Raw genomic sequence first — 14,297 nt, forward strand, 5'->3', positions numbered from 1 at the left:
GCGTGCCGGCGGTGCGGCTCAACGCACCACGATGGTGATCTCCCGGCTTGACCGGTCCACCGTGACCCGGTCCCCTCCGGGTTCCCCGGCGACTGCCCCGGCCAGCCCCGGCCCGGCGCTGGCGGTGTCGGGGGTGGCAGGCGTTCCGCCGGATCCGCTTCCCTCAACCGTGCCACCGTTGGCGCTGAGCCCCTGGCTTTCGTCCAGCACCCCCGCGCCGGCGTCGGCTTCCATGGACCCCAGGGCGAAGGCCGGAGCGCTGGGGCGCCAGAACGTGTAGTCCCAGTTCGCCGACCAGTTGTACGACCAGCTGTTCTGGTTCCCGTTGGCCCGCAGCAGCAGGTTCGCGAAACGGACGTCGTGGCCGCTGCGGGCCAGCATGACCGGCCCCGGCGTGCCCCGGAAGGAGAACTCATCCAGCACGGTTCCGTTTGCTGCGTGGGAGCGGAACGAAAGCCCGTTCAGCCGCACCGTGTTGATGCCCGGGTTGAACATCCTGACCTGGACCCTCAGGAACGTCTCGCGGCCTGCCCCGAGGAAGACCGGCACCACCTGGATGTCGTACCAGATCTTTGATGCCGCCTCCAGTGCGGCCCGGGCGTCGATCCGGCCGAAGCCGAACTGCTGGTCCCGGCCCGCTGCCCCCAGGTCCCGCGCGGTGAGCTTGATGATGTCCTCCACCTCCCACGAGCGCAGCTCCGGATCGACCGCCAGGGTCAGGGCCATGAGGCCTGCCACGTGCGGCGTTGCCGAGGACGTGCCGTTGAACGTGCCCACGTAGTTGCCCGAGGTGTACCCGCCGGCGCCCATCATGTCGGTGGTCGGGATCTTGACCCCGGGCGCCACAACGTCCACCTCGGGACCGTAGTTGGAACCCCACCAGGTCTCGCCGTCCAGGCTGGTCATGCTCTTGCGCTGGTCCCACTGGTTGCTTGCTCCCACGGCCAGAAACCCGCGAATCACTGGGGACAACCTTGCCGGGTAGCCAACACCGAGGATGTCGCCGTTGCCGGTGGCGGCCGCGATGGGGGTGCCACGCCCGCCGCGTCCGTTGGTCTGGGCGTACACAAACGCATTCGTGACCACTGTGCTGGCGCCGCTGCCCCAGGAGTTGGACAGCACGTCAGCCCCCAGGTCGACGGCGCGGCGGACCCCGGCGGCGATGACGGCATCCGTCGTGGACCAGAAGCCCCCGCCGATACCGTAGGCAATGCGGACGTGGCGCACCCGGCTGTTGGGTGCAACGCCGGCGATGCCCCTGCCGTTGCCGGCCGTGCCCACAGCGATTCCGGCACAGGCCACCCCGTGGCCGTCGGCCGGGTTCGGGGTGGGGTCGGAATCGTTGAACCGGGCATCAAAGCCGGGTGCCTGGACGTAGTCCTCGTGGGCGTTTCCGCCCTCGTCGATGATGGCCACCGTGATGGCCGAGCTACCGCGGGAAATGTCCCACGCCTCGGGGCAGCGGATCTTGGCGATGCCCCACTGGCTGGACAGCAGCGGGTCGTTCGGGGTGAAGGCGGGGCCGGCGTCCCCCAACGCCTCCGGCCGGGCCGCCCCTTCAAGGGTTGCGGTCAACCTGGGTGAGAGACGGACGAAGTTCGGGACGGCGTAGTCGATCCCGTCCAGCTCGTGCAGCTCGTTGGCGAGTGCCACGGCGGAATCCGCCCGTCCCGCCGTCATGACCAGGACGGCTCCGGGCTCCGGGTAGTCGGCCTGGATGGTTTCGAGCCGGTACTTCTTCAGGACCCGTGCCATGGTGGCCGCATCGCCGCCGAACTTGACGATCAACTCGCCGTTGTCGATGAGCGCGGTTGGCGTTCCGCCGTTTGCCGCTTCGGCCCCGTCACCGGGTTCGTAGACGTCGGGCCCCGGGGCGGCATCGTCTGCCAGAGCGGCCTGCGCAGCCATGATGCCGGGGGCAGCCCCGGGCACGCCGGCGCCGGCGACCTTGAAGACCACCAGGTCCTGGTCGGTCACGCGGAAGATTTCAACGGGCTGCTGGGGGTCGGCGGACAGGGCAGCGGCGCCCTGGACCATCGAGTCGGCATCCTGCGGCGTCGCCCGGACGGCGACGAAGTGGCTCGAGGGGGCCAGGGGGACCCGCTCGCCATCGGCATAGTAGTAGGCCGTGGATCCAGTCTTGTCCGACATTGTGCTGCTCCTTCAAGGGGAGCAAGTGCACCGCGTCTTTGCGTTGCACCCACTAGGAGCAGGGCCGGATCCGGTTGATACACAGGCTGGCAAGAAAATTTTGCCGGACGCCGCTCAGGCCCGCCCCGGGGCCCGCCAGGGGGAACCGAACCAGGTGAAGCTGGCGTCGAGCACGCCGTCGCACGCGTCCGCCAGTGCTGCAGGACCGTCCTGCCCCAGGGCCAGGCGCCGGTGCATCTCGCCCATGACTCGGCACGCGGCGGCGTCGGGGACGTCGGTCAGGGGCGCCACAACGGCCCGCACGCCCATGGCCAACAGGCTGGCGGCAAGCCCCAGGGCTTCATCGCCTGGGCGGAGCCGGCCCCGCCCGGCACTGCAGGCCGACAGCACCACCAGCGACGCCCGGATGTTGACATGTTCCAGTTCGTGGGCAAAAAGCGAGCCGCCGTGCAACCGCAGCGAGGAAAACAGCGGACTGTCCTCACGGTGCCTGCCATGGGCGGCAATGTGCACAACGTCGTACGTGGCCAGGGCCTGCACAATGTGCCCCGAATCGGCAGTCACGGTGTGCGCACCCTCCCAGTGGCTTGCCACGCCGGCGCACTCCTCCCCTGCCAGGGCCAGGCCCGGCCCGGCCGCCACGGCCACCCGGGGAACCCTGTCCAGGACCATGGCGCCGTCGTGCCAGGAACGCACCGAGCGGCTGACCACCACGCCTCGTCCCCGCAGGCCCGGCAACATGCCCCATGGCAGCCGGGCCAGCCCGCCGCTGGGCACCACAAGGAGCGGTCCCTGGCCGGGGTTGCCGGGCAGAAGCACCTTCCCGAGCCGGTCCAGGGATTCAGTGAGCGAGGACAGCACCACGGCGGACAGCGGGCCGGGAGGCGCCTGTCCGCCGGCCTGGGCATCGGCCACCGCCCGGTCCAGCAGGTCATCGATGTCCCGCCGGCCGCCAAGGTGCAGCAGCTGCGCGGGAAGCCCGGGCTCGATCCGCACGGCGTGCAGCGAATCGCCGGCCCAAAAGTAGGCCATGACGCCGGTGTTCCCCAGCCAGTTCCGGGCCAGGCGCTGCGCGGGGACTGGCCGCCCCTGCGGCTGGCCTGCCCAGTAGCGCTCACGCAGTTGCCGCTCAATGAGGCCAATGGCCTGCCGCAGTGCCCTGCCCTCCGGGGCCGTGGCCGTCCTCAGTTCCTCATTGTGCTGGCGCAGGCTGGACCACAGGCCGGCCAGTTCCGCGTTGGCAGGTGGCACCACCGACGGCTGCCCCTGCAGGGCCGCCCGCCAGCGTTCGGTGGCCAGCAGTGCGGCCCAGCCGTTTCCCCCGGCCGCCACCCGTTCAAGGTCCAGCCTGATGAGCGGGCTCAAGTGGAGGGCGACGGCGGTCCGCACGTCCAGGCTGGCCGCGCCGGCCCGGGCGGTGGATGTGTCCGCGGCGGCCTCGCGCAGCAGCCTGTTCCGGCCGGCCGGGCCGCCGGGCAGGGACAGCTGCGCCGAGATGCCCAGAATCCGGGTGGAAAGGTAGGGGGAATTCCGCAGCCGCCTCAGTGCGCCTTGCGTTTCCGAACCCACGGGCCCGCCGCCGCCGGCCCAGGCCAGGACTTGCACCGCGGCGGCCCTGTCGGCCAGCCAGCTGCGGCCGGCCGCCCGTGCCCGGGCCGCCAGCTCCCCCGCCTCGCCGGCCAGTCCGGCGTCGCCCGAAACGACCGCCGGCAGCCTGGCCTCAAGGGCAACGAGCCCGGCTTCCTGCGACCGGGCCTCCTCACCCCTCCCCGTCGCATCCAATGCCACGCCCTGGGCCATGCCTGCGCCTTGGCCTGCCCGGCCGGCGAGCATGGAGCAGCGGGCCTGGTCGAGCCGGGCCTCGGCCCATTCCTGGACCAGTCCCGCCGTGCGCAGGCCGTCCACGGCCTGCGCCAGCAGCCCTGCCGCCTCCTCCAGCAGCCCGGCTTCCATGAGGACCCGTGCCCGGTCGTGCCAAGCCACGGAGCGCTCAACCTCGACATCGAGCTGGTCCGCCGCCGCCATGTCCCGCAGCGCGGCAGGCAGGTCACCCCTGAGATATTCGACGAAGCCACGGTTGTGAAGGGCCATGAACCGGTACTGGGGCAGCCCGGTGGCCAGCTCGGCAGCCTCCTGGAGGTCGGCGGCGGCCTCGTCCAGGGAGCTGGTCCTGGACGCAATGGTCCCCTTGTTGATCAGCAGCCGCACGCGGTCGTCCAGGGGCAGGACGGAGGAGAGCGCGGCTGCCTTGCGCAGTCGCCCCAGTGCGGTGTCAAATTCTCCCGCCCGGGCCAACAGGACTCCGGCCTGCAGCTGGGCCAGGGCACGGATGTGCTCATTTTCCGGGGCGTCCGCCTCCGCGAGCACGCCGTCGATTTCCGCCAGGGCGGCGGGCAGGCCTTGTTCGTCGCAGCTCAGCCAGGATCCCGTCAGGCGGATGCGAAGCGCCAGCCCCGCGGCGTCGGGGCCTTTGCATCCGGCCAGGAGGTTCCGGGCCGTGTCCAGGTGTTGCCGGACCCCGGCAAGGTCGTATCTGGCGACGGCGGCGCGCGCTTGCCGGTAGGCCGCGTCGGCGGCCGAAAGCGTGCTGGGGCCCTGCATGCTAGAACTCGATCACCGGCGTCATGATGGGCCGGTCCCCGGGGTCGGCCGGGCGGAGCAGGAAGCGCAGCGGACCCCGGGCGACCGCACGCCAGAGCAGCCGGCCGTGGGCGTCCGAGGTGCTCCACAGCGCCGTTGTTCCGGCCAGCACGGCCACGGCGATGCCGCCGCCGGTCACCCATCCGTCAATTCTCAGGCTGCCGTCGTCCTCCTCGCTGGTCCTGACCATGAGTTGCAGGGCCGAACTGGTGAACGTCACCGTGTTGGTCGCTTCGGTTTCCGCAGAACGCAGCGCCGGCATGCCTTCCTCCGTCAGGGTCGCAATTTCGGCGTCGAGGGCCTCCAACGACAGTGCGAAGAGAACGTCACCGTCCAGGGACGACGGCGGCGGGTCCACGGCGTCGTAGAGCGCGGCAATGCCTTCCAGCAGTTCCGCGTCGAGTGCGTCCATGGGTAGGTCTGGTGAGTTGCTCACGGCATGCTCCAGCTCGGATCGGAGGAAAGGGCACTGCGCAGGGCAGCCAGGCAGCGCCCCCGGGTTGGGCCGATCGAGCCCACGGGGATTCCCAGCGACTCGGAGAGGGCCGCATAGTCCGGCGGCCCGCCACGGCTGACCACCCGCAGGATTGCCTGGCAGCGCGGGCTGAGCCGGGAGATGTGGTTCCACAGCGTGCTTTGTGATTCGGCCGCCAGCACGGCCGTCTCTGGCCCCGGGGCGGGGTCCTGCGCGCCGGCAAGGGCCTCGGGTTCCTGTGCCGGGTCATTCTTCCTGCGTTCGCCGGCCACGCGCCATGCCTCGCGGCGGACGGTTGTCCCGAGCCAGGCCAGCACGGCCTGGGGATCACGGATTGCCCCGGCGTTGCCAACCAGCTTCAGCCAGGCCAGTTGGATCACGTCTTCGGCATCAACTTGTTCCAGCCCGCAGCCCCGGGCAAGGTGCCACAGCGTGGGGTTGAGCAGCCGCACCATCGGCTCGATGCGGCTCCTGTCCCCGCCCTGGAACTGCCTGAACAACTCCGCCGCTTCCCCCACGAGGCCGGATTGCCCGGTCATGGCCGCTTCCACCCCAAGACTTCGCCGCAGGCGTTCCATGCCCTGTCCAGCCGGGCCGAAAGAAGCGGGTCCGTGGAGTCCACAAGGTGCTGGGCCAGTTCCGCCGCGAGGACGGGAGCGGCAAATGAGGTGCCGCTCCACACCCCAAACCCGCCGCTGAAATCGTCCGGATCAATGGTTGCGCGACGGATGCCGGCTCCGGGGAGCGCGGCAATCATCTGCCGGTCCCCGCTCAGGCGCGGCGGCATGGTGGAGACCAGGGCGGCTCCGGGCCGGTGGCAGCTGACCCACGCCCCCGCATTGCTGAAATAGGCCACCGTCCCGTCAGGGTTCAGGGCGCCCACGGCCGCCAGGGGCAATTGACCCGGCGCCGTCGGCTGGCCGGCGAAGGCGGCCGGGTACATGGGTGCCGTGGTTGAGTTGTTGCCGGCCGCCGCGACCACCAGGACCCCGGCCTTGCCGAACTCGCCGAGCAGTTCATTCAGCGGCGCATCTGCCAGCTGGTCCTGGGGCTGCTCGTGGTAGTAGCCCAGGGACAGGCTGAGCACGTCGATGAGTGAATCCGTGTCGCCCTCTTCCAGCGCGCCTTGCTGCCGGGCCAGGAGGGAATTGAGTGTCGCGATGAGGCAGGATTCGGACACGACGCCGTCGTCGGCCATGACCGGGATGCCCAGGATGACGGCGGTGGGGCAGATTTGCCGGATGATGCCTGCGATGAAGGTGCCGTGCCCGGCGAGGGGAAGAAGCGTGCCGTCCAGCGGGTTGCGCACCGGTTCCGGGGCCGTGGACCCCGGGACAGTGCCGTGCCGGCCCAGCAGCTGGCCGCCGGCAAAAACGCTTGCGGTTGCCTGGGCCGGGTCACGGAACCACGGGTGGTCTTCCAAGCCGGTGTCCGGGACCACCACAACAGGGGGCCGTTGCCCGCGCTTGGCGGCCGCTGCAGGATCCGGCAGGACCACTGACACAGGCGACCGCCCTCCCATGCCCGGGTTTGCATAGCTGGTGGCGGGTGCGCCAACGCCGGCGTAATAGGGCACCCCTGCGTAGTACGGAACGCCCGCGTAGTAGGGAACGCCCTGGTAGTCGGGCCCGGATCCCGGCGGAGGCTGTGCCGCGGCCATCGCATGGTCCAGCCAGACGCCGTCGGCCACGCCCGCCGCCCTGAGGTGTTCGAGCAGCCGCCACGCATCGACGTCGCCCGCCTTGCCGTGGAGGACCAGCCGGCTGATGGAGGAGGTGGTCTCCCCGGACGGCCTCTCCTTCACGCCCCGGACGCCGAGTGGCATGGATTCAACGCCAATGCCCAGCTTGGCAGCGGCCTCGCCAATGGATTTGATCCGTTCCGCAGCGTCCCGTTCGGGCACCGACAGCAGCAAGGCATCGGCCACGTACAGCGTGCTGCGGCCTGCTGGCGTGGTGACCATGCGGAATTTCCACGCCATGGCGGCTTGCGGGTCCATGTGCAGCACCGGATTGTCAGGCACCTGCACTGCTTCACTCGTATCGCTCATGATGGTCCTCTCCAGGGTGGCTCATGCGAGTTAGGAGGGCACCGGGCGCGTCCTGATACATGTCAGCGCACTGTCCATCCGCCATGCGGCCATGATCCCACGTGCGCGTCACGATTACACGCGCCAGTTGCCGCATGCCGGCGCCCGTGGGACGCCGGCAGCGGCCTACCCTGCCAACTGCTGTGTGCCAGCCATCCGGCCTGCATGGTATTCCTCGATCATGCTCCTGCTGGCGACCCCGCCCCGGGGCCCCTGGATGGTGACGGCCCGTGATGCCGCGGCCACGGCAAATGCCACGGCGTCCGCCAGGGCCTCCCCATCGGACAGAGCATGGACCAGGGCACCGCCGAAGGTGTCGCCTGCGCCCGTGACGTCAACCACGGGCACCTGGTGGCCGGGCACGTGCTGCACAGTCTTGCCGTCGTAGATTTCGGCCCCTTCGGCCGACAACGTCCGCACCACGGCCCTGACGCCATGGCTGAGGATCCACTCGTTGACTGCCTGGGCGTCCTGTCCACCGAAGGAGTGGCCGAATCCGATCTTGTTCATGATGACCACCTCCGCGTCGCGCAGGAGTTCGCCGTCGACCATGCTGAAACCATCAACGTCCAGGTCAAAGATGGCGCGCCGGCCATGGGACCTCAACTCGGCCAGGACGTCCGCACCGGCCCGCGCCCCGTCGCTGAGGCGCTTGGCCCGCGCAAGCGTGGTGTAGAGGTAGCCGGGTGACTTTAGTGCCTCCATCGTCGCTGGTCCCAGAAGCATGGGTGCCTGCCCCGTTTCCGCATAGAGAACCACGTGTTCGCCACCGACCAGGAAGATCAGGTTGAGCGGGTCGGGCACGGTCTCATCGTGCAACATGTGGGAGGTGCCAACACCGTGAGCGGCCAGGTCATGGCACATGCGTTCCGTCAGGGCGCCCGTGTTGAGCAGGGAGATGAACTCGGTGGCACCGCCCAGGCCGGCGTGCACGGCGGCGGCGTTGGCAATCATCCCGCCCACGTAGCTGGCGGAGGCCTCCATGCCTGCCTTGTCAGCCACGCCCGGCCACCGTTCCACGGTGAAGTACTTGTCCAGCCCGACGTCGCCAACGAAGAATGCGGTTCCCGCAGCTCCCCGCTCAGCCACGCTGTGTCCCTTGGCTTGATTCCTGCAGCTCGGCATGGACCGGGCCGCCGGCAACGTCGGTCCAGGTGGGGCCGCCATCGCCCCCACAGCTGGCCATCCAGTAGTAGTTGGTGGGGCCGTCAACACCGCGGCACGCGTCATGCCACGTCCCCGGGTGCAGCACCACGGCCGTTCCGGGATTGATGACAAAGGCCCTGACGTCCTCCGCGCGGGGGAAGGTGGCGTCGCCGGCCTCGGCAACGGCCAGCACCACGGCGGCTCCAGCGGTGAACAGCGCCTCCTCCGTGTGCAGGTGCCGCTCCATTTGGTGAGTGACAAAGGGGCTGCCGCCGCCGAAGGTTATGCCCAGGCTGCCATTGGTGCTGATGAGCGGCGCCTTGGTGTAGGCGTCCTGCCAGCCGGGACCTTGGGTGAGCACCAGTCCGCCGTCCTTGTCTGCGTCGGCACCGTGCCCTGTCATGTGGTGGACCCTGCCGAACGGGGCAAAATCGGCGGCGTTGACATCGAGGGCAGGAATCCTCACCGCAGGGCACCTTCGCGTGGCGCAGCCTGGCTGCGCGCCGTTTCCACCTCGTGCATGAGTTCATGCACGTGGGCTGCCAGGACCCGCCCGGTGTCCACATGGGTGTCCTTGAAGTAGCTGCCCACGATTGCGCCGTCGGCCACCGCCAACTGGGCGGCGGCATTCTGCACGGTCATTCCGGCCCCAATCAGGAGGGGGAAGTCGTTGCCCACGACCGAGCGGAAGCGTTCAACCTTGGCAATGTCGGTTTCCTCGCCGGTGGCTGTCCCCGTGACCACAAAAGCGTCGCAACGGCCCTGGCCAATCAGCAGGTCCTCTTCTTCTGTCCTTCCGGAATTGACCGGCTGGTACTTGAACCGCACACCACCCAAAAGCGCGGCGTCCACCTGGCCCCGCAATGCTTGCAGCTCTTCGGCGAAGTCCAGGTCGGCAACGGGGTCAAGGTGCCCTGCGACGGAGTCCATCTGGATGAAGTTGATCCTGAATTGCCGGGCGAGCTCAAAGGCCATCCGGTGGTCGTGGAGCACGTTGACGCCCACTGTCAGGTCAGGGTATTTTCCCTCAAGCCATTCCAGGACACTGCGGACGTCGTCCTTGTCCCCAAAGTAGTTCTCCACGACCACGGCATCCACGCCGCCGCCGCGGAGGTCTGCAAGTTCCTGCTTCGCAATGTCCAGTTTCTGCGCAGCGGTGCCACCGGAAAGGTGCAGCATGCCCAGGATGGGCTTGGGGTTGGGGAAGGCCAGCGAATAACGGCTGTTGGTGGTGTTCACAACGTGTTCCTTACATTTGAAATCTGATATTTGCCCGCGGCAAGATGCCTGGCTACGAATTCGGGTGGTTGGCTGAGGTCCCGTTCCACGAGGTCCCCACGCGCATCTCAAGATCGGGTGAGTAAATCACGGAGGTGTGTTCCACAAGGGCGTCCTCGTTGGTGAAGACCTCACCGCTGGCGCAGATGAAACCGGAGGCTCCAGGCAGTTCGCCGAAGACGTTTCTGGTCAGCTCGGACGGCACGGCCACGGACAGCATCAGCTCCGAGCGGACGGGGACAACCTCATAGTGTTCGCGAAGAATCTGGTACAGCGACTGCCCTTCAAAATCGAATTTCTCCAGGCCCGGATAGCGGTCCAGCCTGAGCAGGGAGGTGTCGATGTTGAGGAACTTCGTGCCATTCTCGGTGGCGACGCCGCGGGCCCGCACCAGGCGCAACTGCGGGCCGGTGGCAGCATCCACCACAGACTGCGACAGGACGGTTGTCACCGGCTTCTCATTGCGTGCCTTGGAGAAGTCGGTGAATCCGCCAAAGTTCCAGATGCTGTGGTTGATCGGGGTGTATGTGACGATGGTGCCCTTGCCCCTGAATTGCTGGACCAGTCCCTCCGAAACCAGCAGGGACACGGCATGCCGCACCGTGCTGCGGGTGATGCCGTGGCGGTCCCGCAGCACGGTCTCGGAGGGGATCGCATCCCCTTCGGGAATTTCCCCGTCAAGAATCCTTTGCCGCAGATCGCGGTATAGCTGCGTGTACAGCGGTGCAGGATTCATGGGATCGAGCAGAAATTCAGCGGTCATGAGATTGTCCCCCGTGGATGGTGTTGGCTATTTGCCGTCGTTGACGGTGATGGAATCAAGGGCAGCTGCCTTGAGGCCGTAGTTGTCCAGGATTTTGGCGTAGCTTCCATCCTTCTGCATGGCTTCCATGGTGGCCTTGATTGCGTCCCGCAGTTCGGTGGATTTCTTGGCCACGGCAATTCCGTAGTTCCCGGGCTCCAGCAGGTCCCCGATGGCGTAGTACTTGCCCGGTTCCTGCTTCTGCAGGTCAAGAATGCCTTCGAATCCGATCAAGGACGCCTGGGCGCGGTCCTGCTTCATCTGCAGGATTTCCTCGGCCTGGGTGGGAATCTGGAGGATCTTGATCGGCTTGTCGGCCGCGCAGGTGGACTTGGAGAGGTCCTCCACCGAGCCAACCCAGCTGGTTCCCGTTGACACCGTGACTGTGTAGCCGCAAAGGTCGGCCAGCTCCTTGATCTTGTCCTGGTTCGCCACCGGGGCAAAGAACTGGTTTCCGGTGCGGAAGTAGTCAACAAAGTCCAATTCGCCCTGGCGCTTCTTCAAGTCCGAGAAAGCGGTCCAGATGATGTCCGAGCGGCCCGTGGTGACGGAGACGATGAGCTGGGAGAAGTCAACGTTCTGGAAATTCGGCTTGAGCCCGAGCCGGGCTGCAACTTCCTTGGCCAGGTCAATGTCTGCGCCCTTGAGGTCCGTGGATCCAGCCTCGGAGTATTCCATGGGCGGGTAGGCGAGGCTGATGGCGATGTTCAGGACGCCCGCGTCCTTCACTGAGGCGGGCAGCATGGCCTGGAGTTCCGGCACGGCGGCCGATTGCGTCTGCGAGGTTGAGGCGTTGCCCTGGCCGCCGCAACCGCTCAAGGCCAGCCCCGCCGCAAGGACGAGCGTGGCGGCGCCGAGGCGCGCCTTGGCCTTCGCAGTTGCCTTTGTGGTGGTTTTTGTGGTCGAAGAAATCATCGTCATTGTTGTTTCCTGCCTGTGGTTGTTGGTTTGTCAGTTGAGCACGCGGTTGAGAAAGCTGCGCACGCGTGGGTCTTGGGGGTTGGACAGCACGTCGTCAGGGTTGCCGATTTCACGGATGGAGCCGTCCACCATGATGGCCACCCGGTCGGCGACGTCCCGGGCGAAGGCAATCTCGTGTGTCACCACGATCATGGTGGTGCCGGCGAGTGCCAGCCGGCGCATCACATCCAGCACCTCGCCCACCAGTTCCGGGTCAAGTGCGGAGGTCGGCTCGTCGAAAAGCATGACCTTGGGCTGCATCGCCAGGGCCCGGGCGATGGCAACGCGCTGCTTCTGGCCGCCGGAGAGCTGCGAGGGGTAGGCCGCGCCGCGGTCGCCCAGGCCCACAGCTTCCAGCAGTTCCACTCCCCTGGCGGTGGCTGCGGCCCTGGATTCCTTGCGAACCGTTACAGGGCCCTCAATCACGTTCTGCAGGGCGGTGAGGTGGGGAAAGAGGTTGAAGTGCTGGAAGACCATCCCGATTTCACGCTGCTGCTGGCGAACTTTGCGCGGGGGAAGCTCGCGCAGGGTCTCCCCTCGCAGTTCGTAGCCAATCACGGAACCGTCGATCCAGACCACGCCGTCGTCGACGGTCTCCAGGTGGTTCAGGCAGCGCAGTAGGGTGCTCTTGCCCCCGCCGGAGGGACCGAGGATGCAAAGGACTTCGCCGTCGGCAACTTCCAGGTCCACGCCGGCCAGCACCTCGCGCCCGTTGAAACTCTTGTGGATGTTGATCGCCTTGACCATGGTTTTCACGATTGTTCCTCCGCGGGTGCCTGGGTTTTGGGCCGGACCAAGCCGAACTTGAATTTGAAGGGAGCCTTGGTGGATGCCCCGGCAACACCACGGCCGTAGTGCCGTTCAATGTAGAACTGGACGATGTTCAGCACAGTGGTTCCGAGCATGTACCAGACGGCACACACCAGCAGGAGCTCGATCACGGCACCGTTGACGAAGTACACCTGCTGTGCCGCATTGAGCATTTCCGTGAAGGATATGACGGTGGCCAGGGAGGAGAACTTCAGCATTCCGATGGCGGAATTGCCCATGGGCGGAATGATCAGCCGCATGGTTTGCGGCAGGATGATCCGGCGCAGCATCTGCATGCGGGACATGCCAATGGTGTGGGCGGCCTCGGTCTGGCCGTGGTCCACGGAGCTGATGCCGGCACGGACCACCTCAGTCATGTAGGCGCCTTCGTTGATGCCCAGCCCCAGGAGGGCGGCAACGAAGGGGGTGACCACGTCAACGGTGCGGGCTTCGAAAAGCCCGGGAATGCTGAGCGTGGGAAACACCAGGGCAATGTTGAACCAGATCAGCAGCTGCAGCAGGACCGGTGTCCCCCGGAAAACCCAAACATACAGCCAGGCCACGAACCGGGTGACCGGGTTGCTGGAGAGGCGCATCACGGCAAACAGTGTGCCCAGCCCCATGGCCAGGATCATGGCCAAGAATGAGATGAGCAGGGTGTTGGCGAATCCGCGCAGAATGACGTCGGCGGTCAGGAACTCCCCGACGGTGGTCCAGTCAATTTGGCCCTCGGCGAAGGATTTGATCAGGAAACCGAGAAATGCCACCACAATTGCGCCAGAAATCCACTGGCCCGGGTGCTTGAGCCGAACGATCTTGTAGCTGCGCTGCTGCAGGTCGTTGACATCTATGCCGGCGCCATTGCCGGTTTCGGATGAAAGCAACGTCATCACCCACCTCCTCGAAGTTGTATGGTCAGGTGTACAACTTAAAATTAGGGTGACGCGCCTCACTTGTCAAGCGGGATTTGCCTGCCGGACCTCGCGGCCAGGGCGGGAACGCTACAGCCGGGCGTTGCGGGGCTTCGGCTGGCAGGCCGGGCAGCTGTAGGACGAGCGGTTCATGAACGTGTCCCTGCGGATCCTGGTGGACAGGCCCACGGCAGCGCAGCGGTGGCAGGGCTCGTCCTCGCGTCCGTACGCATTCAGGGAACGTGAAAAGTAGCCGGAGGCACCGTTGACGTTCACGTAAAGCGAGTCAAAGCTGGTGCCGCCGGCATCCAGGGCACGGGACATGACATCGCGCGCCGCATGGATGATGCGCTCGGTGTCCGGTCGGCGCAGGGTGTCGGTGGGCCGGGCGTAGTGCATCCGGGCCGCCCACAGCGCCTCGTCGGCGTAAATGTTGCCAATGCCGGAGACCAGGGCCTGGTCCAGCAGGGCCCGCTTGAGCCCGGTCTTGCGGGCACGGAGCTTTTGGTGCAGCGCCTCAATGTCAAAGTGAGGGTCCAGGGGGTCGCGCCCGATGTGGGCGGCCTCATCGGGAATCAGCGCCCAGGGCGAACCGCCCCCGCCGGGAAGCCCGTCAACCGTGGGGACCAGTGAGGTGACAAACAGTCCGCCAAAAATGCGCTGGTCAATGAAACGCAGTTCCTCGGGGTCTGAGCCACGTGGGGAAAAGGAGAGCCGCACCTTCAAGTGCTTCTCATGCGGCTGTTCCGGCGATTCCACCAGCAGCTGGCCGCTCATGCCCAGGTGTGCCACCAGGGCGGTGTGGGGTTCCACGGAGGAGGAAGGGGAATCCGACAGCGGCATCCACAGGAACTTTCCGCGCCGGACCACGTCCAGGACAGTGGCGTCGAGCAGGTTGCCGCGGAAGTCTTCACTGCCCAGGGAGTGCCTGCGAATGGAGCGCGGGTCAACCACGGACACTGCCGTGATGCGCCGGCCGGCAACCCAGCGTTCCAGGCCGCGCCGGACAACTTCGACCTCGGGCAGCTCAGGCAT

The 14,297-nt window shown here is 67.1% G+C and carries 13 protein-coding genes; all 13 read right to left on the reverse strand.

Annotated features, from left to right (window positions below):
* Positions 1 to 18: 18 nt before the first annotated feature.
* Positions 19 to 2,151, reverse strand: a complete 2,133-nt coding sequence (locus tag PCK14_RS12785) for a S8 family serine peptidase (protein WP_269938888.1) — start codon at positions 2,149 to 2,151, stop codon at positions 19 to 21.
* A 114-nt stretch (positions 2,152 to 2,265) separates the two neighbouring features.
* Entirely contained in the window at positions 2,266 to 4,752 is a 2,487-nt protein-coding gene (locus tag PCK14_RS12790; protein WP_269938889.1) for a CHAT domain-containing protein, read from the reverse strand.
* A gap of 1 nt (position 4,753) precedes the next feature.
* Positions 4,754 to 5,227, reverse strand: a complete 474-nt coding sequence (locus PCK14_RS12795; RefSeq protein WP_269938890.1) for a carboxypeptidase regulatory-like domain-containing protein — start codon at positions 5,225 to 5,227, stop codon at positions 4,754 to 4,756.
* Positions 5,224 to 5,805, reverse strand: a complete 582-nt coding sequence (locus PCK14_RS12800; RefSeq protein ID WP_269938891.1) for an RNA polymerase sigma factor — start codon at positions 5,803 to 5,805, stop codon at positions 5,224 to 5,226. Before PCK14_RS12800 ends, PCK14_RS12795 begins: the two co-directional genes overlap by 4 nt.
* Positions 5,802 to 7,316 carry a S8 family peptidase gene (locus PCK14_RS12805; protein ID WP_269938892.1) on the reverse strand — a complete coding sequence of 505 codons (1,515 nt, stop codon included), beginning with the start codon at positions 7,314 to 7,316 and terminating at the stop codon, positions 5,802 to 5,804. The genes PCK14_RS12800 and PCK14_RS12805 overlap by 4 nt, the downstream gene beginning before the upstream one ends.
* A 165-nt stretch (positions 7,317 to 7,481) precedes the next feature.
* Positions 7,482 to 8,444 (reverse strand): carbohydrate kinase family protein, encoded by a 963-nt coding sequence (locus tag PCK14_RS12810; protein ID WP_269938893.1) that lies wholly within the window; start codon positions 8,442 to 8,444, stop codon positions 7,482 to 7,484.
* On the reverse strand, positions 8,437 to 8,967 hold the full coding sequence (locus PCK14_RS12815) for an ureidoglycolate lyase (RefSeq protein ID WP_269938894.1): 531 nt from the start codon (positions 8,965 to 8,967) through the stop codon (positions 8,437 to 8,439). The genes PCK14_RS12810 and PCK14_RS12815 overlap by 8 nt, the downstream gene beginning before the upstream one ends.
* Positions 8,964 to 9,740, reverse strand: coding sequence for a BtpA/SgcQ family protein (locus PCK14_RS12820; protein ID WP_269938895.1), 777 nt, complete (start codon positions 9,738 to 9,740; stop codon positions 8,964 to 8,966). Before PCK14_RS12820 ends, PCK14_RS12815 begins: the two co-directional genes overlap by 4 nt.
* A gap of 52 nt (positions 9,741 to 9,792) precedes the next feature.
* Positions 9,793 to 10,542 (reverse strand): GntR family transcriptional regulator, encoded by a 750-nt coding sequence (locus tag PCK14_RS12825; RefSeq protein WP_269938896.1) that lies wholly within the window; start codon positions 10,540 to 10,542, stop codon positions 9,793 to 9,795.
* A gap of 27 nt (positions 10,543 to 10,569) precedes the next feature.
* On the reverse strand, positions 10,570 to 11,502 hold the full coding sequence (locus tag PCK14_RS12830) for an ABC transporter substrate-binding protein (RefSeq protein ID WP_269938897.1): 933 nt from the start codon (positions 11,500 to 11,502) through the stop codon (positions 10,570 to 10,572).
* A 30-nt stretch (positions 11,503 to 11,532) separates the two neighbouring features.
* Entirely contained in the window at positions 11,533 to 12,288 is a 756-nt protein-coding gene (locus PCK14_RS12835; RefSeq protein ID WP_333474359.1) for an amino acid ABC transporter ATP-binding protein, read from the reverse strand.
* 5 nt (positions 12,289 to 12,293) lie between these two features.
* Positions 12,294 to 13,241 carry an amino acid ABC transporter permease gene (locus PCK14_RS12840; RefSeq protein WP_269938899.1) on the reverse strand — a complete coding sequence of 316 codons (948 nt, stop codon included), beginning with the start codon at positions 13,239 to 13,241 and terminating at the stop codon, positions 12,294 to 12,296.
* A 111-nt stretch (positions 13,242 to 13,352) separates the two neighbouring features.
* Positions 13,353 to 14,297: a bifunctional DNA-formamidopyrimidine glycosylase/DNA-(apurinic or apyrimidinic site) lyase gene (mutM, locus tag PCK14_RS12845; RefSeq protein ID WP_269938900.1), complete on the reverse strand. Its 945-nt coding sequence runs from the start codon at positions 14,295 to 14,297 to the stop codon at positions 13,353 to 13,355.

It is taken from the genome of Arthrobacter sp. HY1533 (genome assembly GCF_027568515.1).
GTDB lineage: Bacteria > Actinomycetota > Actinomycetes > Actinomycetales > Micrococcaceae > Specibacter.

What these genes read in the sequence shown, in the direction of transcription:
- PCK14_RS12785 (WP_269938888.1), bottom strand. Translation starts at nt 2,151, where the DNA reads ATGTCGGACAAGACTGGATCCACGGCCTACTACTATGCCGATGGCGAG.
- PCK14_RS12790 (WP_269938889.1), bottom strand. Translation starts at nt 4,752, where the DNA reads ATGCAGGGCCCCAGCACGCTTTCGGCCGCCGACGCGGCCTACCGGCAA.
- PCK14_RS12800 (WP_269938891.1), bottom strand. Translation starts at nt 5,805, where the DNA reads ATGACCGGGCAATCCGGCCTCGTGGGGGAAGCGGCGGAGTTGTTCAGG.
- PCK14_RS12805 (WP_269938892.1), bottom strand. Translation starts at nt 7,316, where the DNA reads ATGAGCGATACGAGTGAAGCAGTGCAGGTGCCTGACAATCCGGTGCTG.
- PCK14_RS12825 (WP_269938896.1), bottom strand. Translation starts at nt 10,542, where the DNA reads ATGACCGCTGAATTTCTGCTCGATCCCATGAATCCTGCACCGCTGTAC.
- PCK14_RS12830 (WP_269938897.1), bottom strand. Translation starts at nt 11,502, where the DNA reads ATGACGATGATTTCTTCGACCACAAAAACCACCACAAAGGCAACTGCG.
- PCK14_RS12835 (WP_333474359.1), bottom strand. Translation starts at nt 12,288, where the DNA reads ATGGTCAAGGCGATCAACATCCACAAGAGTTTCAACGGGCGCGAGGTG.
- PCK14_RS12840 (WP_269938899.1), bottom strand. Translation starts at nt 13,241, where the DNA reads ATGACGTTGCTTTCATCCGAAACCGGCAATGGCGCCGGCATAGATGTC.
- mutM (WP_269938900.1), bottom strand. Translation starts at nt 14,297, where the DNA reads ATGCCTGAGCTGCCCGAGGTCGAAGTTGTCCGGCGCGGCCTGGAACGC.